21 protein-coding genes and 1 pseudogene are annotated in these 21839 nt (G+C 56.3%); 21 read left to right on the top strand and 1 reads right to left on the bottom strand.

The genetic code is table 11. The features are described 5' to 3' along the window. Positions 1 to 101: 101 nt before the first annotated feature. From cbl to phnP, 19 genes and pseudogenes are all read left to right on the top strand, one after another. Entirely contained in the window at positions 102 to 1055 is a 954-nt protein-coding gene (cbl, locus tag HEP82_RS11855; RefSeq protein ID WP_192458270.1) for an HTH-type transcriptional regulator Cbl, read from the top strand. 548 nt (positions 1056 to 1603) lie between these two features. Next, positions 1604 to 2923, top strand: a complete 1320-nt coding sequence (gene gltP / locus HEP82_RS11850) for a glutamate/aspartate:proton symporter GltP (protein WP_192458297.1) — start codon at positions 1604 to 1606, stop codon at positions 2921 to 2923. Positions 2924 to 2963: 40 nt separating this feature from the next. Beyond that, entirely contained in the window at positions 2964 to 3182 is a 219-nt protein-coding gene (locus HEP82_RS11845; RefSeq protein ID WP_192458269.1) for a hypothetical protein, read from the top strand. 205 nt (positions 3183 to 3387) lie between these two features. Continuing rightward, positions 3388 to 4158, top strand: coding sequence for a YdcF family protein (locus tag HEP82_RS11840; protein ID WP_192458268.1), 771 nt, complete (start codon positions 3388 to 3390; stop codon positions 4156 to 4158). A 329-nt stretch (positions 4159 to 4487) separates the two neighbouring features. Beyond that, complete coding sequence (gene patD / locus HEP82_RS11835) at positions 4488 to 5912, top strand: aminobutyraldehyde dehydrogenase (protein ID WP_192458267.1); 1425 nt, start codon at positions 4488 to 4490, stop codon at positions 5910 to 5912. A 319-nt stretch (positions 5913 to 6231) separates the two neighbouring features. Beyond that, positions 6232 to 7650 (top strand): putrescine aminotransferase, encoded by a 1419-nt coding sequence (gene ygjG / locus HEP82_RS11830; protein ID WP_192458266.1) that lies wholly within the window; start codon positions 6232 to 6234, stop codon positions 7648 to 7650. A gap of 560 nt (positions 7651 to 8210) precedes the next feature. Further along, a complete protein-coding gene (locus HEP82_RS11825) occupies positions 8211 to 9056 on the top strand; it encodes a hypothetical protein (RefSeq protein WP_192458265.1) in 846 nt (281 codons plus the stop codon). Then, positions 9053 to 10297: a DNA adenine methylase gene (locus HEP82_RS11820; RefSeq protein ID WP_192458264.1), complete on the top strand. Its 1245-nt coding sequence runs from the start codon at positions 9053 to 9055 to the stop codon at positions 10295 to 10297. Before HEP82_RS11825 ends, HEP82_RS11820 begins: the two co-directional genes overlap by 4 nt. A gap of 290 nt (positions 10298 to 10587) precedes the next feature. Next, positions 10588 to 10856 (top strand): annotated as a pseudogene (locus tag HEP82_RS11815) (family 1 glycosylhydrolase); the annotation flags it as partial. Between the two features lie 472 nt (positions 10857 to 11328). Further along, positions 11329 to 12048 carry a phosphonate metabolism transcriptional regulator PhnF gene (phnF, locus tag HEP82_RS11805; protein ID WP_192458261.1) on the top strand — a complete coding sequence of 240 codons (720 nt, stop codon included), beginning with the start codon at positions 11329 to 11331 and terminating at the stop codon, positions 12046 to 12048. After that, positions 12049 to 12498: a phosphonate C-P lyase system protein PhnG gene (gene phnG / locus HEP82_RS11800; protein WP_192458260.1), complete on the top strand. Its 450-nt coding sequence runs from the start codon at positions 12049 to 12051 to the stop codon at positions 12496 to 12498. It abuts the gene before it with no gap. After that, the gene (gene phnH, locus HEP82_RS11795) at positions 12495 to 13088 is read left to right on the top strand and encodes a phosphonate C-P lyase system protein PhnH (RefSeq protein ID WP_192458259.1); all 594 of its coding nucleotides are present in this window, start codon (positions 12495 to 12497) and stop codon (positions 13086 to 13088) included. Before phnG ends, phnH begins: the two co-directional genes overlap by 4 nt. Beyond that, positions 13088 to 14170: a carbon-phosphorus lyase complex subunit PhnI gene (locus HEP82_RS11790; protein ID WP_192458296.1), complete on the top strand. Its 1083-nt coding sequence runs from the start codon at positions 13088 to 13090 to the stop codon at positions 14168 to 14170. The genes phnH and HEP82_RS11790 overlap by 1 nt, the downstream gene beginning before the upstream one ends. Further along, positions 14157 to 15008 (top strand): alpha-D-ribose 1-methylphosphonate 5-phosphate C-P-lyase PhnJ, encoded by an 852-nt coding sequence (locus HEP82_RS11785; protein ID WP_192458258.1) that lies wholly within the window; start codon positions 14157 to 14159, stop codon positions 15006 to 15008. Before HEP82_RS11790 ends, HEP82_RS11785 begins: the two co-directional genes overlap by 14 nt. Beyond that, positions 14998 to 15786 carry a phosphonate C-P lyase system protein PhnK gene (phnK, locus tag HEP82_RS11780; RefSeq protein ID WP_192458257.1) on the top strand — a complete coding sequence of 263 codons (789 nt, stop codon included), beginning with the start codon at positions 14998 to 15000 and terminating at the stop codon, positions 15784 to 15786. Before HEP82_RS11785 ends, phnK begins: the two co-directional genes overlap by 11 nt. A 19-nt stretch (positions 15787 to 15805) precedes the next feature. Beyond that, entirely contained in the window at positions 15806 to 16510 is a 705-nt protein-coding gene (gene phnL / locus HEP82_RS11775; protein ID WP_192458256.1) for a phosphonate C-P lyase system protein PhnL, read from the top strand. Continuing rightward, positions 16507 to 17643, top strand: a complete 1137-nt coding sequence (phnM, locus tag HEP82_RS11770; RefSeq protein ID WP_192458255.1) for an alpha-D-ribose 1-methylphosphonate 5-triphosphate diphosphatase — start codon at positions 16507 to 16509, stop codon at positions 17641 to 17643. The genes phnL and phnM overlap by 4 nt, the downstream gene beginning before the upstream one ends. Then, entirely contained in the window at positions 17643 to 18197 is a 555-nt protein-coding gene (phnN, locus tag HEP82_RS11765) for a ribose 1,5-bisphosphokinase (protein ID WP_192458254.1), read from the top strand. The genes phnM and phnN overlap by 1 nt, the downstream gene beginning before the upstream one ends. A gap of 84 nt (positions 18198 to 18281) precedes the next feature. Next, the gene (phnP, locus tag HEP82_RS11760) at positions 18282 to 19031 is read left to right on the top strand and encodes a phosphonate metabolism protein PhnP (RefSeq protein ID WP_192458253.1); all 750 of its coding nucleotides are present in this window, start codon (positions 18282 to 18284) and stop codon (positions 19029 to 19031) included. Between the two features lie 126 nt (positions 19032 to 19157). Here the strand turns inward: phnP and HEP82_RS11755 are convergent, their stop codons facing one another. Continuing rightward, on the bottom strand, positions 19158 to 19808 hold the full coding sequence (locus tag HEP82_RS11755) for an NADPH-dependent F420 reductase (RefSeq protein WP_192458252.1): 651 nt from the start codon (positions 19806 to 19808) through the stop codon (positions 19158 to 19160). 103 nt (positions 19809 to 19911) lie between these two features. Between HEP82_RS11755 and HEP82_RS11750 the strand changes: the two genes are divergently transcribed. Continuing rightward, positions 19912 to 20808 (top strand): LysR family transcriptional regulator, encoded by an 897-nt coding sequence (locus HEP82_RS11750; RefSeq protein WP_192458295.1) that lies wholly within the window; start codon positions 19912 to 19914, stop codon positions 20806 to 20808. 132 nt (positions 20809 to 20940) lie between these two features. Continuing rightward, a complete protein-coding gene (gene phnC, locus HEP82_RS11745; protein WP_192458251.1) occupies positions 20941 to 21777 on the top strand; it encodes a phosphonate ABC transporter ATP-binding protein in 837 nt (278 codons plus the stop codon). Positions 21778 to 21839: the final 62 nt, after the last annotated feature.

Genomic DNA, 21839 nt, shown 5'->3' with positions numbered 1-21839 from the left:
TATGGTTAAAAGTTATAAATAGTAAGTTTTTTTTATTTGTGTGGAATAAGAATACTTCGTATCAATAGTGCTAACAGGCAGGATTGACAGGGACCTAGGACGTGAATTTTCAACAGTTGAAAATTATCCGTGAATCATCACGGTGCAATTACAACCTCACTGAGGTGGCGAATAGCTTATTCACCTCCCAGTCCGGCGTAAGCCGCCATATCCGGGAGCTGGAAGAGGAACTGGGGATTGAGATCTTTATCCGTCGCGGCAAGCGGCTGCTGGGGATGACTGAACCGGGTAAGGAGTTGCTGGTGATGGCGGAGCGTATTCTCAACGACGCCAACCATATCCGTCGGCTGGCGAATCTGTTCAGCGATAATGATAGCGGGCAGTTGGTGATCGCCACCACTCACACGCAGGCGCGCTATAGCCTGCCGACGGTGATCCGTGAATTCCGTGCGCTCTATCCGCAGGTACAACTGGTGTTGAATCAGGGCACGCCGGACGAGATCGTCAGCATGTTGGAATCCGGCGCCGCAGATATCGGCATCGCGACCGAGCAACTGATGAATACCGGTTCACTGGCGGCGTTTTCTTATTACCGCTGGAACCATGCCATTCTGGTGCCGGAGGGGCATCCGCTGGCCAGCGAGCCGGTGGTAACGCTGGACAAGCTCAGCGCGGTGCCGTTGATTACCTATCGGCAAGGGATTACCGGGCGTTCTCGCATCGATCGTGCGTTTTCCGCCGCCGGGCTGTCGCCGCATGTTGCCATCAGCGCTCAGGACTCCGACGTGATCAAAACCTATGTGGGGTTGGGTTTAGGCGTGGGGATCGTGGCGGATCAATCGTTTGATGCCGAACGCGATGTGGGTCTGATTAAACTGGACGGCCGTCATTTATTTGAGGCCAGTACCGTCTGGCTGGGGCTTAAGCGCGGTCAGTTACAGCGCAATTACACCTGGAAATTCATTCAGTTGTGCAACCCTGAGTTGACTCAAGAAGAGATCAAAGCGCGTGTCTTGAGTGATGACGGCGAAACGGCCATCGATTATCAGATCTGACTTGTATCACCCGCGTATATCGGATGGGCATCCCTGCGGATGCCCGTTTGGTTTATCTCACCGCAACGATTTTCTCCAAGCGCTGAAATGGCAAAACGTGCTGTTTTTGCTTAGGTTATCGCCGCCTCTACGCTGTCCTTCGACGACGGATATCCGCATAATTATGAATATCTGACGGTATGTTTTGCTTGATCTCATTCGGGGGGGATAGTAGCATAGCCCAGCTATAACAATAACTTATGATTATGGCTTTCTTTTTTGATACAAATAGTTGTGCGCTCCAGGTGAATAACTATGTTGCGGGAGACGCGGTGTCGTTGAGCGGGCGATTCTCACCCGGCAAGCGTCTGCGACATATCACGCCGAGGCCGATAACGTCGGCCGGGCAATAAAACAACCAGTACCTTGGCGGGCTGCGTTACATAACCGGCCTTGCCGATCTTCATACTTCCCCCTTTGTATCCAGCCGCCCGGCATCGCGCCGATGCGGTGGCGGCAAATGTTATGCCGTCGATGGGGTGCAGGGAGCACAGACAATGGATCCTATGATGAAAAAACAGAATGTCAGCCTCGCATGGCAAATTCTCATCGCGTTAATCCTCGGTATTGCCGTCGGGGCGTTTTTGCATGAATACCCTGCCGACAAGCAGTGGTTGATCAGCAATATCCTCAGCCCGGCCGGTGATATTTTTATCCGGTTGATCAAGATGATCGTCGTACCCATCGTGATTACCACGTTGGTGGTGGGGATTGCCGGGGTGGGCGATGCCAAGAAACTGGGCCGTATCGGCCTGAAAACCATTCTTTATTTTGAAATTATCACCACATTGGCGATTGTGCTGGGGGTGACGCTGGCGAATATTTTCCAGCCCGGTCACGGTATTGACATGTCGATGCTAACCCGCGTGGATATTTCCCAGTATGAAAAGACCACCGAACAGGTGCAGAGCGGCTCGCATAGTCTGGTGGCGACGATTATGTCGCTGATCCCGCCCAACATTTTCGCTGCATTGGCGAAAGGGGACATGCTGCCGGTGATTTTCTTCGCTGTGCTGTTCGGTCTGGGGCTGTCCTCATTGCCGCGTGAACAGCGCGATCCGTTGTTGAACGTGTTTCGCAGCGCGTCGGAAACCATGTTCCGCGTCACCAATATGATCATGCGCTACGCACCGGTTGGGGTATTTGCGCTGATTTCGGTGACTGTCGCCAACTTCGGTTTCGCCTCGCTGTGGCCGCTGGCGAAGCTGGTAGTGATGGTGTATGTGTCGATCCTGTTCTTTGCGCTGGTGGTGTTGGGCACGGTGGCGCGGATTTGTCGCCTGCGCATCATGACGCTGATTCGTATCCTGAAGGATGAACTGGTGCTGGCGTACTCCACCGCCAGCTCGGAAACCGTACTGCCGCGCATCATCGAGAAGATGGAGGCCTACGGCGCGCCGAAAGCCATCACCAGCTTCGTGGTGCCGACCGGTTACTCGTTCAACCTTGATGGTTCGACCCTGTATCAAAGCATTGCCGCCATCTTCATTGCCCAGCTCTATGGTATCGACCTAAGCCTGTGGCAGGAGCTGATGCTGGTGCTGACGCTGATGATCACCTCCAAAGGGATCGCCGGTGTACCGGGTGTTTCTTTCGTCGTACTGCTGGCGACGCTGGGCAGCGTCGGCATTCCGTTGGAGGGACTGGCGTTTATCGCGGGCGTCGACCGTATTCTGGACATGGCCCGTACTGCGCTGAACGTGGTGGGCAATGCGCTGGCGGTGCTGGTCATCGCCAAATGGGAAGGGCAGTTCGACACGGAAAAAGCGCGGGCATATGAACAGGCGATGGCGCGGCAGGTTGAACCGCGCCCCGCCCGCCAAGAATAGTGCCGCAACGCTTTAGGCAGACCGGGCTACAGGCCCGGTTTTGCTATGGCGCATCGCCCTGTACGCCACCCTGCGGGCCGACGCGGTGGCTTTCTATGATACTGCGGGGGGCGTCGGATTGTTGATCGATGGCTTTGCCGAGCGGTGGGCGGAACCGTACACCGCAGCGTTGTTGCAGCGTAAGGCTAACGTGATGGTTCAGCATGCCGATTCCACGGCAACGCAACCCGCAGACACGTCGTCGCAGGTGAAACATTAGCCAACACCGTAGTCGGTTAATGTGGGCTGCGGCTTCTCATCACGGCATTCGCTTAGGCCGATGTCCGTCGCGTGCTGAAGCCGGTTTGGCACCCTCGATGGACGTCTAACCGGATCAGGAGGGCGTTGCAGGCGTTGACACCCTCCCTGGCTACAATAATAACAATCCCGACGATATGACGGGGATATCCGTTAACGAGGACGCCATGCACTTATCCGACGCGATGATGACTGACCTGAATACGCTGGCAACCTGGCTGGCGCAAGACGACATGCCCGGTCTTACTCATATCAATCCTGATGGTCTTATTCTGGCCGGTCATGCGGTCTTGCCCAACATTTTGGGCGCATTGGCGTTGGCTCAATCCATCAACATCTCGGTGCTACTGAGCGGCGGCATCGGGCATTCGACAGCATTGTTGCAGACAGCGATGGCGAAAAACCCCTTGACCACAACTATCGATACTGCAGGCATGTGTGAAGCGGAGATGCTAAGCGCAATTGCCAGACGGGTGTTTGGTATGGAGGAAACGCAGATTCTGATGGAGCCCCGTTCCAGAAACTGTGGTGAGAATGCCGACTTCAGTAGTGAGTTGCTGCGTGATGGGCAGCGGACATGGCGCAACATTATTCTGGTGCAGGATCCGCTGATGCAGCGGCGAACGGTTGAAACCTTTCTGTTTCATTGGCGTAAAAAGGGAATGCCGTGCCGTTTCATCAGTTGGCCGGTGTTTGTTCCGCATTTGCTCAGGATTGGCGATGCACCGGTCATTATGGGGGGGCAACTGCCAGGTATATGGGACGTTGAGCGCTATATCGCCATGATGCTGGGCGAGCTTCGCCGTCTTAACGATGATCGCGATGGGTATGGCCCATCAGGCGCCGGTTTTATCGGGCATGTCGATTTTCCCGCTACGGTTATGCAGGCCTGGAAGCGGCTGACGGCGTATAGCGGGTGGGTAACGACGGGCCGCTGAGCCCGTGATCGGGTTATTTTGAATAGAGGTTCCGGCATCTGTCGTTTTTTTTCTTTTATGTTTCTTATGGTGCTGGCAAGCGCCCGTTGCGTCGTCTGATCTATTTAAATCAATCTGGCAGATATTTTGCTTGCCCATACCCCAATGTTCTTCGTGTTGCAGGGCCGCTATCGTCGGCCTTTTCAGGTTGCCGGGCCGCATGCGCGCGTGATGTGTAGCGGCTGCAACGGGGCAAGGGCATGGATACTCATGGCGCTGACATTGCCATAACGCGAAGACGTATGACGGTGATATCACCTGACCAGAATGGGCCTCAGAGGGAAACAGGTATGCACAATAACATGTTGATTGACGGGAAATTGGTGGCTGGGCTCGGTGAGCCTTACACCGTATTTAACCCCGCGACCGGAGAGGCGATCGCGGCGATCGCTCAGGCGGATTTGGCGCAGGTGGATGCTGCCGTCAACGCCGCCGACGCGGCGTTTGCCCATTGGGGGCAAACCACGCCGAAGACCCGCGCGGCACTGTTGCTGAAACTGGCGGACGCCATCGAAGCGCACGCACAGGCGCTGGCGAAACTGGAGTCGCTCAACTGCGGTAAGCCGTTTCATGCTGCGCTGAATGACGAAATTCCCGCCGTGGCGGACGTATTCCGCTTTTTTGCCGGCGCTGCGCGTTGCCTGAACGGTTCGGCGGCGGGGGAGTATCTGGAAGGTCACACCTCGATGATCCGCCGCGACCCCATCGGGGTGGTGGCATCCATCGCACCCTGGAACTACCCGCTGATGATGGCGGCCTGGAAACTGGCGCCGGCGCTGGCGGCAGGGAACTGTGTGGTGCTGAAGCCGGCGGAACAAACACCGCTGACCACCTTTTATCTCGCCAGTCTGTTGGCGGATCTGTTCCCGCCGGGGGTGGTTAATATCCTGTTCGGGCGTGGCAAAGACATCGGCGATGCGCTGACCGGGCATGACAAGGTTCGTATGGTCTCGCTGACCGGTTCGATCGCCACCGGCGCGCATATCATCGGTAATGCCGCACCCACGTTGAAGCGCACGCATATGGAGCTAGGCGGCAAGGCGCCGGTCATCGTGTTTGACGATGCGGATTTGCAGCAGGTGGTGGATGGCATCCGCAGTTTCGGCTTCTACAATGCCGGACAGGACTGCACCGCCGCCTGCCGACTTTACGTCCAGCGGTCGGTGTATGAACCATTGGTGCAGGCGCTGGGCCAGGCGGTATCCACGTTGAAAATTGGTGATCCGAATGATCCCGATACCGAACTGGGGCCGTTGATTACCGCAGAGCAACTGGAGCGGGTAGCCGGAGCCGTTGAACGGGCGAAAGCGTTGCCGCATATCCGGGTGATTACCGGTGGTGAGCGTGTTCCCGGCGGCGGTTACTATTTCCAGCCGACCGTGCTGGCGGATGCGCGTCAGGAGGACGAGATCGTTCAGCGCGAGGTCTTCGGGCCGGTGATTTCCCTGACCCCGTTCGACGACGAAGCGCAGGTAGTGGCCTGGGCTAATGACTCGCGTTATGGTCTGGCGTCATCGGTTTGGACCGGCGACGTCGGCCGAGCGCATCGGGTCGCGGCCTGTCTGGAATACGGCTGCACCTGGGTGAACACCCATTTTATGCTGGTGAGCGAGATGCCGCACGGCGGCCAGAAGCTTTCCGGTTATGGCAAAGATATGTCGATTTACGGGTTGGAGGATTACACCGTAGTGCGGCATATCATGATTCGTCATTAATTAACGGCGCCCGGCAATGCGTCCGTCGTGAGGGGCGCCGTGTTGCCGGGGGCGGCTTCTGGGGGATGATGAATGCACCCAACCGTTGCTTTTTTGTGGAGCAAACTGCCCGCAAACGGTGCATGTTGCGGGCCATCGCAGCGGATTGAACCCGATGTCCAGGTGACTATTTCACATAATGATTAGTTTTGTTTACTTAATGTTATGAAGGACTTTTCTGAAACCCTGGCTGATACGGCGGTGTACGGTCAGCAAGTGGCTCGATATGTGCATAAACTTGATTGGTATCTTGTGATACCTGTTAAACAAGGAGCACATTTTGTCCAGTTCAACCCCACATTTCACCCCGCTAGAGTCTTCTCAGCAGGCACTTGAATGGATTATGAGCGATACATTGTCGCCAGAAGCCATGAACGCGCTCAGTCTTGACACCCTCCACGCCTTCCGCGATTACGTCAATCCTGGTTTTCTTGAATACCGTAAGTCGGTGACTGCCGGCGGGGGCTATGGCGCCGTCGAATGGCGCGCCAGCGGCCCGAATACCTTGCTGGATGTACAGGGCAACGAATACCTCGATTGCCTGGGCGGCTACGGCATCTTTAACGTTGGACACCGTAACCCCACTGTGGTGGCCGCAGTGGAAAAACAGTTATCCAAACAACCGTTGCACAGTCAGGAACTGCTGGATCCGCTGCGTGCCCTGCTGGCGAAAACGCTGGCGGCGCTCACGCCCGGCAACTTGAAGTACAGTTTTTTCAGCAATAGCGGCACCGAATCGGTGGAAGCGGCGCTAAAACTGGCGAAAGCTTACCAGTCGCCGCGCGGGCGGTTCAGCTTTATCGCTACACATGGCGCTTTCCACGGCAAATCGTTGGGCGCGCTTTCCGCCACCGCCAAGCCGATGTTCCGTCGTCCATTTATGCCGCTGGTGCCGGGATTTCACCACGTCCCGTTCGGCGATATCGATGCGATGAAGCAACAGATTGTGCAGTGTCAACGCAATGGCGAAGGCATCGCCGCCGTGATCCTGGAACCGATTCAGGGCGAAGGCGGTGTTAACCTGCCGCCACAACACTATCTGCCGGCGGTGCGGGCATTGTGTGATGAGACTGGCGCGCTGTTGATTCTGGATGAAGTACAGACCGGCATGGGGCGCACCGGCAAGATGTTTGCCTGTGAACACTATGGCGTCGAACCGGATATTCTGTGTCTGGCAAAAGCGCTGGGCGGCGGCGTGATGCCGATCGGCGCCACCGTGGCGACGGAAGAGGTCTTCTCGGTGCTGTTCGACAACCCGTTTCTGCACACCACCACCTTCGGCGGTAATCCGATGGCATGTGCGGCGGCGCTGGCGACCATCAACGTGTTGTTGCGCGACAAGCTGCCTGAACAGGCTGCTCGTCAGGGAGCGTTCCTGCTTTCCGGCCTGCAACGGCTGGCGGCGGTGTACCCGGACTTGATTGTAGAAGCACGCGGACTGGGGCTGTTGCAGGCCATTGAGTTCCGTGAAAACGAAATTGGCTATGCGTTTGCCAGCGAGCTGTTCCAACGCCGTGTGCTGGTGGCCGGCACGTTGAATAACGCGAAGTCAATCCGTATCGAACCTCCATTAACCATCACCCACGAACAGTGCTGTCGCGTATTGCAGGAAGCGGATCGCGCACTGGCAAAGCTGAGGGCGGTGCAGGTGGAGGATGCCAAGCCTAAACCCATCAACATGGAATTTGCGCTACAGTGAACATTCCGTCATATGCGTTCAGCCCGGTGCTGAGCCGATACGCCAAGCCAGTCTGATTATTCGACTGGCTTTTTTTGGTAAGTTTTTCGGGTATCGGCGCAATAATGAAATATTATATTCGCTGAGTTTGGTTGCTTTTACTGATTTTTTTGTATTTCAGTCTGAATTCATTCCGCCATATCTTTCCCGGTTAAGATATTTAACGACCTGCCATTGAATTTCCCGTTGACCTCATTGAGGTTGCGTGCGGCCCATATATTCAGAATAGTATTGTTATTCATCTGTGTTGTTTTATTTTTGTTCGGGTTGGTAGGGTTTTTATATCTTTTGTGTTTATATTAATCAATAAGGTAGATGCTTTATGCCTCTCTATAAATAATGTGGGTGATGGCAGATTTGGTATTTATCGATATTTTCATTTACTGTTTCGCTCTGTTTTTTTAAATGTGAGTGTATGCGTTTTATCTATGCTTAATCTACGAATTAGGCGTAAAACTGGTGTTTTATATCTGTAAATGTTAATATATAAAGATTAATTTTCCGGGTTGGGATAAGAATAAATGAAAATTGTCGGGGTGAAAGTTATCGCTGATAGCTGCCAAGATGAAAGTGATTATGATGATGCTTATTTTGAATTATTTATGGCGCCAGTGAGGAAATGTAAGGATTATAAACCTAAATTTGGGATTAATGATGTTAATGGGGTGGATCTTAGTGGGTTTAAAAGCCTTTATGGAAGTGACCCCTTTTATTCCTGGATTGGTATTGATAGTGACCTTATGTATTCAGCCCATAAAGCGGCCGGAGGAATGACATCTGTTTACAGACAGATTGGTCTCGGTTGTGAAAAGCTATTTAGACGAATTATTATGGATAGTTGTCTTTATGGCGATGCTAAATATTCTAATTGGTCCTATGAGACCCGTGCAGGTAGCGGGAAAAGTAAAACCCTTTATCTGGATGGTCGTCTTGAATTAGACGAAATAAAAAATTTATTCGTAAAAAAACGAGTGAAAGAATGGATGACGGAATATTGCCAACGGATTGATGTGACTCCGCCATTACATGGGGTTGTTTTTGAAGTCAGGCAGGGTTACAAAAGTAAGGATAGCAAAAGACAAAATGGCGATATAGATAATGCCACTGTCGCCTGGGCGAGTGGGTACCTTCCTATATTTGCGATTTTTTCATCTCAAATTGATAAAGATCTTGTCTATCGTTATGTTAATAATCGGTGTGGTATTCTGACGGGGGTGCATGAAAGCGAAGCCGATGAGTATCTATCGCTGTTTTCTTTTATAAAAAATGTATTAGGTTATGATTTGTCAGGCTTTTTCTTGAGAAACTCCGACAGAATAAAAAATGAAATGAACAGTATTTTATCAACATTGTTGAGCGCACGATGAACAGCGAAAAAGTATCAAAATGTAGTCAATATACTTTTAAATATAATAAAAACCAGGGTCGACATGGATGGTTGCGGCTTACTCCTGCGTATTCTGTAAAACTGGTTGAAGAATTAATTTTAAATACCGAAAAAGGTAAGAGAATATTAGATCCATTTTCGGGAACCGCAACGACGGGGTTATGTTCTCTTGAGCAAGGGTATGATGCTTTGCTTTGCGATATAAATCCGTTTTTAATTTGGTTTGGTAATACTAAACTGGCTACTTTTGAACAGTCATTTTTGGATGAAGCGTATCAATGTGCTCAGGAAATTATTAGTAAATCAAATGATTTTTTGGGTGAAAAAAATTGGACTCCCGATATTCATAATATTAACCGATGGTGGAATGAGGATACATTAGCCAGTTTGGCTGCATTACGCTCAGCAATGGTTCATGAAATCGGTGAGCCGAATGCATTGAATCAATATCATAGTCTGATTTGGATCGGTTTTTGTCGATTGATCATTGAAACGTCTTCAGCAGCATTTAATCATGTATCGATGTCTTTTAATATCGACACGGTTCATCATGATCATCAAGAGGTTGTGGGTCTTTTCCAGATGATCATAAAGAGTCTATTCTCTGCGACTAACACCATGACTCACTGTCAAGCCAGGGTCATTCGTTGTGACGCGAGAGAGATTGATCAAAATGGTCAAAACATGCTGTTTGATCATGTTATAACCTCGCCTCCTTACCCTAACCGAATGAGTTATATCCGGGAACTCCGTCCATATATGTATTGGACAAAGTTCCTGAATGAGTCGAAAGAAGCTGCTGAATTAGATTGGAAAGCTATTGGCGGAACGTGGGGAAGTGCAACCTCTAAATTAAAAGATTGGGCACCGTCAGATATATCACTACCCGATATACTTATTGATGTCTGTGAAGATATCAATAATAAAGATGATAAGCATGCAAACCTGATGAGCAGATATGTGCATAAATATTTCTTTGATATGCATCGGCATTTTAGTTCACTGCGGAATATTTTATCAAAAGGTGCAAAATTGGATTATGTTGTCGGGAATTCAAGCTTTTATGGCGTGAAGGTGGATTCTGACAAACTTTTTGAGCAATCACTGCGCATTTTAGGTTATGACAATGTAAGTTCGAAAATAGTCAGGAAGAGAAATTCAAAAAAAGAGTTGTATGAATTTTGTGTTTCTGCCGAATGGAATAGGCCTGAATTACTATAATTCATACCCCCATCATGCGAGTGGCAGAAAGGTACCCGATGAATTTACTCCGGTGAGGGATTCGGGTGAAAAAAACCTCTGCCGGGAGCCGATGTGAATGCAGTTTGCGGCGGCGCTGCCTGCTTTTATTGGCGCTGATCCGATGAATATCATGCACAGGCTTATTACCTACAGATCACCTCGGTCGTGGCGATCAACAGTAGCGCGGACAGTGAAATTCAGACAACCAGCGTTCAAGCGCTCAACTACGGTGACGAACTCATGTCGTACTTCCACGAGGGGCACGTTGCATTTTCTATCAGAAAACGGCCACATTCCCTGCCGGGTTTCTCTGGGGAGCGTACCACGTCGAAGGGCGTGGGATGAGGATAGAACAGGGCCTTCCGTCGTTGACATGCTTAGTCATTCGCACGGAACGGCAGATTTTCGTATTGCCAGCGATCACTATCATCGGTTTGAAAAGGATGTTGCACTGATGGCTGAAATGGGGCTGAAAGCGTATCGCTTTTCTCTCTCCTGGTCTCGGGTGATCCCGGACGGTAATGGAGAGATAAACCCGGCCTGATTACGTTTCTTCATGCTCATATTGAGCTAATGCGGCTGGCTGGCTATTGCCGTCGGCGTAGAACTCATGGGCTACTTCCCTGGGCTGAGATTGATGGGGTCAGCACACACCAGGGATACAGCAAGCGATACGGCTTTATTTATGTTGATGATTTCCACGGCACTGCCATTGCGGACATCCTGTCTAAACGCTATCTCGTGCTGTTGGCATGCCGAATACCTGTCTGGTCTTTTTTTATTCATCTCTCCGCCATCCTGTCTTCACTGCGTTGTCATATTTCTCCGTCACCATAAACACCGTTAACTCCTCGTTTTTTATCGATAAACGTGAAACCCCTGACGCCGTTGTCGCTCGCCGGTGAAGATATAGGGTTGTCGCGATACGGGGGGTAATCGTCCTTTGCCACGCTTTCCTGCGCCTTGTTCGTCCGGTGGAGCAGGTTTCCCTGTTATCAGGAGTTTTTTTTATGGACGTGTTGTCTAGACATCCGACCACGCTATACGAAGCGATCGCCCGCCAGCTGGAAGAAGAACTGCACAGCCATTATCGCGGCGGCGACTATCTGCCGTCGGAGCAACAACTGGCGGCACGTTATGACGTTAACCGCCACACGCTGAGGCGGGCGGTGGATGAACTGGTGAACAAAGGGTTGGTACAGCGGCGGCGCGGCGTCGGCACTCTGGTACTGATGCGCCCGTATGATTATCCGCTGCACGCGCAGGCCCGCTTCAGCCAGAACTTGCTGGAACAGGGCAGCCATCCCACCAGTGAACGTCTGTCGGCGCAGTGTGTGTTGGCCGAGGCGGCGATTGCCGCTGCGCTGGGGTGTCGGGATGGCGAGGAGATTATCCATTTGCGCACGTTGCGCCGGGTCAATGGCTCGCCGGTATGCGTGATTGACCACTATCTGCCGGAACTGCGCTGGTGGCCCGTATTACAGCATTTCCGCAGCGGCTCGCTGCACGATTTCCTCGCGCGTGAATTACACCAACCGTTGACCCGGCGTCAAACCCGCATCAGCGCCCGTCAGGCGCAAGCACGGGAACGGCAACTGTTGGAAATCCCCCCGCAGACGCCGGTGATGTGCATTCGCACGTTGAATACCTGCACCGGCAGCGATCGGGTGGCGGAATATTCCATCAGCCTGACGCGCGCCGACATGATTGAACTGACCATGGAGCACTGAATGACGATGCAAACCGCAAGACAACGCTGGCTCTCGGTGCTGGCGCATAGCGACCCGGCGCAATTACGCCATCGATGGCGGCAACTGGGGCTCCATCCCGCTTGGCAAACCGTGCGGGCGCCGGAAATCGGCCTGGCCAGACTGCAAGGTCGCATGGGCGGTACCGGCTCACGTTTTGTGCTGGGCGATATGACTATCACCCGGGCGGTCATTCGATTGGATGACGGCACCTGCGGTTACAGCTACGTCATGGGGCGCGACAAACCGCACGCCGAGCTGTGCGCGCTGATTGATGGGCTACTGTTGCAGCAGGGTGAGAGCGGGGCGCTCCACCAGCAATTGATTGCGCCGCTGGCCGCCGATCGGGCCGAACGTTTGCAACAACGTGCGCGGGAAGTCGCCGCCAGCCGGGTGGACTTTTTTACGCTGGTACGAGGGGATAACGCATGACCGTAGCGCAATCAGACGCCATACAGGCGGGGTTCGCCGATGCACATCGCGACGCCCAGCAGGTTTTTCGCCGCCTGCTCAAAGCGATGAGCGAACCGGGAGAAACGGTGACGCTGCATCATCACATCGGTTGGGGCGCACTGTCGCCGGCGGCGACGGCGGTACTGCTGACGCTGGTGGATCATGAAACGCCGCTGTGGCTGGAGCCGCGTCTGGCGCAGGACGACGTCGTTACCAGCCTGCGTTTTTACACCGGCGTCCAACTGACATCGCCGGCGCAGGCGCAGTTCGCCGTGCTTGGCGTGAATAGCCAGCAACCGCTGGCAAGTTTCAATCCCGGCGATGAGCTGTCGCCGGAACGGAGTACCACGCTGGTGCTGGAAGTCGATGATCTGGCGGGGGGGCTACCGTTGCGCTTGACCGGGCCGGGGCTGGCGCAAGCAAGGATGATAGCGCCGCAGTTGCCGGTAGCCGTATTGGATTACTGGTGTTCTCGCCCGCATGCTTTTCCCGCCGGGCTGGACGTTATCCTGACTTGCGGCGCGTCGCTGTTGGCGTTGCCCCGCACTACGCAAGTGGAGGTGTGCTGATGTATGTCGCGGTGAAAGGCGGTGAAAAGGCTATTGAGGCCGCGCACCGGTTGCAGGCGCGACTGCGCCGGGGCGATGACAATCTGCCGGCATTACAAACGGCGCAGATAGACCAACAGCTGGGGTTGGCGGTGGATCGGGTGATGACCGAAGGCGGTATTTACGACCGGTCGCTGGCGGCGTTGGCGATCAAACAGGCGGGCGGCGATCTGGTCGAGGCGATTTTCCTGCTGCGCGCTTATCGCACCACACTGCCGCGTCTGGCGGACAGCCTACCGCTCGATACCCGTAAACAACGCATCGAGCGGCGTATCTCGGCGGTTTACAAGGATCTGCCCGGCGGGCAGGTGCTGGGGCCGACTTACGACTATACCCATCGGCTGCTGGATTTCGCTCTGCTGGCGGAAGGCGAAACACCGTCGGTCGAGCTGGCGGAACAACCGCTGCCGGAGCCGTGTCCGCATCTGTTTTCGTTGCTGACGGCGGAGGGGCTGGCGGCGGTGGAGGAGGACGACGGCCGTGAGCCGGTGGATGTCACGCGCGAACCGCCCGCCTATCCGGCGCCGCGTTGCGCCCGATTGCAACAGCTGGCGCGCGGCGACGAGGGTTTTTTGCTGGCGCTGGGCTATTCCACCCAGCGCGGCTACGGCCGCAACCATCCGTTTGCCGGTGAAATCCGCACCGGGTACGTCACGGTGGAGGTGGCGCCGGAAGAGCTGGGGTTCCCGCTGGAGATCGGCGAAATCCTGCTGACCGAGTGTGAAATGGTGAACGGCTTTGTTCAGCCTGATGATGCGCCGGCGCACTTTACCCGGGGGTACGGGCTGGTGTTCGGCCGTGCGGAGCGCAAGGCGATGGCGATGGCGCTGGTGGATCGGGCATTGCAGGCGGCGGAGTATCAGGAAGCGGTGCAAGGCCCGGCGCAGGATGACGAATTCGTGCTGTCTCATGCGGATAATGTGGAAGCGGCGGGGTTTGTGTCGCACCTCAAGTTGCCGCACTACGTCGATTTTCAGGCGGAGCTGGCGCTGTTGCGCCGACTGCGCCAGCAACATCAGGAGGGTGACGATGGCGCAGCTTGATGGTTACAACCCCGGCTATCTGGATGAACAAACCAAACGCAGCATCCGCCGGGCCATGCTCAAGGCGGTGGCGATCCCCGGTTATCAGGTACCGTTCGGCGGGCGGGAAATGCCGATGCCTTACGGCTGGGGTACCGGCGGCATCCAACTGACCGCCAGCCTGATCGGCGAGCAGGATGTGCTGAAAGTCATCGATCAGGGCGCCGACGACACCACCAACGCGGTGTCGATCCGGCGCTTTTTCCAGCGGGTCAGCGGTGCGGCCACGACGTTGAGCACCACGGCGGCGACGCTGATCCAGACCCGCCATCGCATTCCGGAAACGCCATTGCGTGAGGATCAGATTCTGATATATCAAGTGCCGATCCCGGAACCGCTGCGCTTTATCGAGCCGCGGGAAACCGAAACCCGCAAAATGCATGCGCTGGAAGAATACGGCGTGATGCAGGTGAAACTGTACGAAGATATCGCCCGCTTCGGCCACATCGCCACCACTTACGCCTACCCGGTACGGGTCAACGATCGCTACATCATGGATCCGTCGCCGATCCCCAAATTCGATAACCCGAAGATGCATATGATGCCCGCGCTGCAACTGTTCGGCGCCGGGCGCGAGAAGCGTATTTACGCGCTGCCGCCCTACACCCGCGTCGAAAGTCTGGATTTCGATGATCATCCGTTCAGCGTCCAGCACTGGGATCAGCCCTGTGCGCTGTGCGGCTCGCGCGACAGCTACCTCGACGAGGTGGTGATGGACGATCAAGGCCATCGCATGTACGTCTGTTCCGATACCGATTATTGCCGTCAACGCCAGGAGGAGACGCGCCATGAACATTGATACTGTCCTGCCGGACAGGCTGGACGAAACGTCGCTGTTGCAGGTGGATAACCTGACGCATTTCTATGCGCCCGGCAAAGGGTTCGGTGCAGTGTCGTTCGATCTCTACCCCGGCGAGGTGCTGGGGATCGTCGGCGAATCCGGTTCCGGCAAAACCACGTTGCTCAGAGCGCTGTCCGCCCGGTTGACGCCGCAGCAGGGAAGCGTGCGTTATCTGGGCCGCGATGTGTACGCCATGGGCGAGAGCGAGCGTCGCCGGTTGCTGCGTACCGAATGGGGCGTGGTGCATCAGTATCCGCTCGACGGGCTGCGGCCGCAGGTGTCGGCCGGCGGCAATATCGGCGAGCGCCTGATGGCGGTGGGGGCAAGACATTATGGGGAGATTCGTCGTCAGGCCGGGGCGTGGCTGCAGGAGGTGGAGATCCCGCTATCCCGGCTCGACGACCTGCCGACCACGTTTTCCGGCGGCATGCAGCAGCGGCTGCAGATCGCCCGCAATCTGGTGACGCACCCGAAGCTGGTGTTTATGGACGAGCCCACCGGCGGGCTGGATGTGTCGGTACAGGCGCGGCTGCTGGATCTGCTGCGCAATCTGGTGCGCGATCTGGGGCTGGCGGTGGTGATTGTCACCCACGACCTCGGCGTGGCGCGATTGCTGGCGCACCGGCTGTTGGTGATGCGCGGGGGCGTCGTCGTGGAAAGCGGCCTGACCGACCGGGTGCTGGACGACCCCCACCACCCGTATACGCAACTGCTGGTGTCGTCCGTGTTGGGCTGAATAAGGAGCAACGGAACCCATGACTACGCAACTGCGCGTTGAAAATCTGAGTAAAACCTTTGTATTGCACAACCAACACGGTGTTCATCTGCCGGTGTTGCACCAAACCAGCCTGACGGTCAACGCGGGCGAGTGTGTGGTGTTGCACGGCCATTCCGGCAGCGGTAAGTCCACCCTGTTGCGTGCGTTGTACGCCAACTACCAGCCGGACAGCGGGCATGTCTGGGTGCGTCATCGCGGCGGGTGGGTGGATCTGGTCGCGGCGCCGGCGCGGCAGGTGCTGGCGGTACGGCGCGACACCATCGGTTGGGTCAGCCAGTTTTTGCGGGTGATCCCGCGGATTCCTACGCTGGAGGTGGTGATGCAGCCGTTGTTGGAACGCGGCGTGCCGCGTGCGGAATGCGAAGCACGGGCAGCCGAGCTGTTGACCCGGCTTAACGTGCCGTCCCGATTGTGGGGGCTGGCGCCGTCCACTTTTTCCGGCGGTGAGCAGCAGCGGGTCAACATCGCCCGCGGGTTTATCGCCGACGCTGCACTGCTGCTGCTAGATGAGCCCACCGCCTCTCTTGATGCCGCCAACCGCGATGCGGTGGTGGCGTTGATCGAAGAGGCCTGTGGCCGTGGCGCGGCGGTGGTGGGGATCTTCCACGACGACGCGGTGCGGCAGCGGGTGGCGAACCGGCTCCATGTGATGGCCCCCGTAACACAGGAATCGAAAGCATGATCATTAACAACGTTCGGCTGGTGCTGGACAACGAAGTCGTCACCGGCTCGCTGGAGTGTCATCAGGGCATGATTCGCACGCTGGCCGATACCCCCAGCCGGTTGCCGCAGGCGCTGGACGGCGAAGGCGGTTGGCTGCTGCCGGGGCTGGTGGAACTGCATACCGATAATCTGGATAAATTTTTTATGCCGCGCCCGAAGGTGGACTGGCCGGCGCATTCGGCAATGAGCAGCCACGATGCGCTGATTGTCGCCAGCGGCATCACCACCGTGCTGGATGCGGTGGCGGTGGGGGATGTGCGCGACGGCGGCCATCGGCTGGAAAACCTGCGTCGGATGCTGGATGCCATCGTGCACAGCCAGCAGCAGGGGCTAAACCGGGCGCAGCATCTGATCCATCTGCGTTGCGAACTGCCGCACGAATCCACGCTGCCGCTGTTCGAGAACCTGATGGATCTGCCGGAACTCCGGCTGGTGTCGCTGATGGATCACTCGCCGGGGCAGCGCCAGTTCGCCACGCCGGAAAAGTATCGTGAGTATTATCAGGGCAAGTACCACCTGAACGACGCGCAAATGGATGCGTTCGAAGCGGAGCAGTGCGCATTATCGGCACGTTGGTCGCAGCCCAACCGGCAGGCGATCGCCGCCCATTGTCGGGCGCGCGGCGTCGCGCTGGCCAGCCATGACGACGCCACCCAGGCGCATGTGCGCGAGTCGCTGGCGCTGGGCTCGGCGATCGCCGAGTTTCCCACCACCGAGGAAGCGGCCTGTCTGTCGCATCAACATGCCATGCAGGTCTTGATGGGGGCGCCGAACATCGTGCGCGGCGGCTCCCATTCCGGCAACGTGGCGGCGTCCCGGCTGGCGGCGCTGGGGGCGCTGGATATCCTGTCGTCGGATTACTACCCCGCCAGCCTGCTGGATGCGGTGTTTCGGCTGGCGGAAGACGAGAGCAATGCCTTTACGTTGCCGCAGGCGGCGGCGATGGTCAGCGCCAACCCGGCGCGGGCGATCGGGCTTGGCGATCGGGGGCGTATCGCCGAAGGGTTGCGGGCGGATCTGGTGCTGGCGCACGCGCCGCACGGCCAGATACGGGTGCGTCATGTCTGGGCGCAGGGCAGGCAGGTGTTCTGATGGCGCGGCTGATCTGGCTGACGGGCGCCTCCGGCGCCGGCAAAGATGCTTTGCTGGAAGCTTTGCGGCGGACGAACCCGACGCACCTGCTGGTGGCGCACCGTTACATCACCCGGTCTGCATCGGCGGGCGGCGAAAACCATGTCGCCCTGAGCGAAGCGGAGTTTGCGTATCGCCGCGAGTGCGGCCTGTTCGCGCTGCACTGGCAGGCGCACCAGTACCATTACGCCATCGGCATTGAGATTGATGCGTGGCTGTCCGCCGGGCTGGATGTGGTGGTCAACGGCTCCCGTTTTCATCATCAGCAGGCGCAAGCGCGCTACGGCGAGCGTTTATTGCCGGTATGCCTACAGGTATCGCCGGAGGTACTGGCGCAGCGTTTGCGTGCACGCGGGCGGGAAAGCGAAGAGCAGATGGCGCGGCGTTTAGCGCGATCGGGTGCCATGCCTATCCCGACGGCGTACCGCCGGTTGAATAATGATGGCGCGCTGGCGCAAACGTTGCTGGCGTTTCACACCCTGTTGGCGGCTGAGGCTGAAAAGTCAGATTGCTGACCAACGCCCTCCTTAAGCGAGGGAGGGGGGTTTTTCCCGGCGTCACGGCGATTGGTCAATCGTCTTAACAGTGGAGCTACGGCTATGGAACTGATGTTTATGGGGACCGGCGACGCGCAGCAGGTGCCGCTGACCGGTTGCGACTGCATGGCTTGCGAACGCGCGCGGCGGGATCCGCGCTTTCGGCGCGGGCCGAGCAGCCTGTTGATTCGGTGTGGCGGTGAGGTGACGTTGCTGGATGCCGGCGTCACGCAATTGGAGCAGCGCTTTGGCGTCAACGAGATTCGGCGCATTTTGCTGACGCACTACCACGTTGACCATGTGCAAGGGCTGTTTTCGCTGCGCTGGGGCATCGGCGATCGTATCCCGGTGTTCGGCCCACCGGATGAACACGGGTGCGATGACTTGTACAAACATCCGCGGCGGCTGGATTTTCAGCCGGCGATGACGCCGTTTCAAACTGTAGCGATGGGCGCATTACGAGTAACCGCATTACCGCTTCATCATTCCAGACCCACCTTTGGCTATTTGCTGGAAGCGGACAATCACGCGGTAGCTTACCTGACCGACACCGGCGGCCTGCCGGATGACACGTTGGATTTTCTGCGCGGCACACGGCTCGACCACATGGTGATGGATTGCACCCAGCCGCCGTGCGACAAACCGCCGCTTAACCACAGCGACCTGAATACGGTGTTGCAAGTGCGTGAGTGGTTGCAACCGAGACATACCTGGTTGACCCACATCAGCCACGACACCGACGCCTGGCTGATGCAAAACGACTTGCCAGACGGGGTGGGTGCGGCGGCCGATGGCGCGTGGATCAACCCGTAGCGACGAAAACCGCAACTGAATACGCCGAGACGGGAGGATGACGTCGGTTCCTGCTCAGACGTCAGTCGAGCGGATATCTAGCCTGAATCGGTTGCGGAATAGGCGTGTCGCGGTATTGCGGCGGCGTCATCTGCCGGAAACCGCGACGTCACTGCGTTGAGCATTCTTCAACGCCGCGCTCAGCGTCTCTTTGGTCATCCGTACGCAATAAGCCGGCGTGCCCCGCTCAAAGCGCCATCCTTCGGCGAGAGCGCCTGCGTCAACGACATCGAAACCAAAAGCGTCATAGAGTTCGGCGACCCGCCGTTTACCTGTCGCATCATCTCCGGCAAGCGGTAGTGCCCGGCGCGTCGGTGCGCCAGAGGGGAGGCCGTCGCTTTCGAGTTGTGTCATGGGGATGGCGTTAAATGCTTTTGTTATCAGCGCACTGGGCAAATAGCCGGCCAGAAGTTCACTGGTGGTGATTTCCAGTCTGTCCAGTGCCTCAACCTGCCCATCGCGTTCGGGATAGTAGTTAACGGCATCCACCACCGTTTTTCCCCGGAGTTCCGCCACGGGAAGCTGGCCTATCGCCGAGAGGGGAACCGCGATAACGACGATATCGCCAAAAATGGCGGCTTCGGCGGCGGTGCCAACGTCGCAGCCAACCATCGGCCGGAGACTGAACAGCGTCTGTGGGCCGCGTGAATTGCTGAGCATCACCTGATGGCCGTTTTTAATGGCGAGTGTTGCTATTGCCCGTCCGACGAAACCTGCGCCGATAATGCCGATTTTCATCTTTTTTTCCTTTTTCGTGTTGAGATAACCATAAAATAGTTCCCTACTAATTGGAGATAAATCGCAATATAAGAGATAGATAAACAACAAAATGGAGGGAATGGTGGATAGGCTGACCAGCATGAACGTTTTTGTGAAGGCGGCGGAGCTGGGCTCTTTTGCCGCGGCGGCCGAGGTGTTGAATCTCTCTGCGCAAATGGTCGCGAAACATGTGGCCTGGCTGGAAGCGCGGCTCGGCGTCAGATTGCTCAATCGCACCACGCGCCGCCAGAGCCTGACCGATATTGGCCGCAATTATTATGAACGGTGTCGGATAGTGCTGGCTGAAGCAGAAGCCGCCGATGCTATTGTGCTGGACATGAAGACCACGCCTTCCGGTGTTATTCGGATAAACGCGCCGGTGACATTTGGCTCGTATACTCTGGCCCCTTTTCTTACGCATTATCTCGGAAATTATCCGGATACGCAGGTGGAACTGACGTTGAGTGATCGCCTGGTTGACCCGATTGAAGAGGGTTTTGAAGTCATCATTCGCTTGGGTGAACTGGCCGACAGTTCAATGCTAGCGTGGCCGTTGCGGCCTTACCGTTTAATCGCCTGCGCCTCGCCGGGCTATGTTGCGCGCGCAGGTTTACCGTCGGTACCGGCTGATCTCGCACGTCACGCTTGCCTCGTTTACGGAATATGGTCGCCCGCCGCCCCTTGCCGCTGGGTGTTCCATCGCGCGGGCAAGACCGAAGAAGTCAGACCGCAAGGCCGATTCCGCTCAAATGACTGGAAGGCATTGCTACATGCCGCGATAGAGGGATATGGCGTCACGTTAGGCCCTGAAGATGTGCTGCGCGAAGAGATGCGGCAAGGGCGTCTTGTTCAGGTGTTGCCGGAGTATGAAGGACCTGCTCGCCCTATGCATGTGCTGGTGCCGGCCGGGCGGCGGCAGACCGTTAAAATTAAAAGCGTTGTCGACGCGCTCAGAATGCGTTTCGGGGAGCCGGCGTAAACGCCCTCATCGCGTGGCGGCAGCAACGGCTGACATGTTCGTGAGTTCATTTTTTAATCATAAACCCGTCATCAAATTTTCATCTGCGGTGCTCTTAATAACAGCCATTGTTGGGTTATCGAGAGCACGCAAATGGCACACGCACTGTTGGAACCTGAAGTCAGCCCGCAGTTTGAACATCGGGTGTTCGCGCCGAACAAAGTCCTGTCGGTGCGTCAGTTAGGTAAGACTTACGCGGGACAGCGCAACCCGGTGTTGGATGACATCAGTTTTGATCTGTGTGCCGGGGAAATGGTGGCGGTGATTGGCCGTTCCGGCGCCGGGAAATCCACCCTGCTGCATGTGATGAACGGTACCCTGCCGGCCAACGCCGGGCAGATCCTGCGTTATCGCGATGCGCACGACGAGCAGGACATTCTGCAACTTGGCGGACGCGACATGCGCCAGTGGCGCAGCGAGTGCGGCATGATTTTCCAGGATTTTTGTCTGGTGCCGCGTCTGGATGTGCTGACCAACGTGCTGCTGGGCCGCCTGAGCCAAACCTCCACGATCAAATCCTTTTTCAAGCTGTTTTCCGACGAAGACCGCGCCCACGCCATCGGGCTGTTGCAGTGGATGAACCTACTGCCGCAGGCGTTGCAGCGCGCGGAGCATCTCTCCGGCGGCCAGATGCAGCGCGTCGCCATTTGCCGTGCGCTGATGCAGAACCCGCGCATCCTGCTGGCGGATGAGCCGGTCGCCTCTCTCGATCCGAAAAACACCCGCCGCATTATGGATGTATTGCGTCAGGTCAGCGACAACGGCATTACCGTGGTCGTCAATCTGCATTCGGTCGAGCTGGTCAAAAGCTATTGCACTCGCGCTATCGGTATTGCGCAAGGGCGCATCGTTTTTGACGGCGCACCATCCGAACTGACCGACGGTCTGCTGCAAACGCTGTACGGCGACGAGATCCATCAGGTTCACTGATTTTTTACACCCCCTTGTCATTTAATGACTCGTTAAACACTCCATAACAACAGGCAGAACCC

It is taken from the genome of Musicola keenii (genome assembly GCF_014855505.1).
GTDB classification, from domain to species: Bacteria; Pseudomonadota; Gammaproteobacteria; order Enterobacterales; family Enterobacteriaceae; genus Musicola; species Musicola paradisiaca.
The sequence above is the reverse complement of the archived record's forward strand: the minus strand, read 5'-3'. Positions and strand labels throughout refer to the sequence as shown.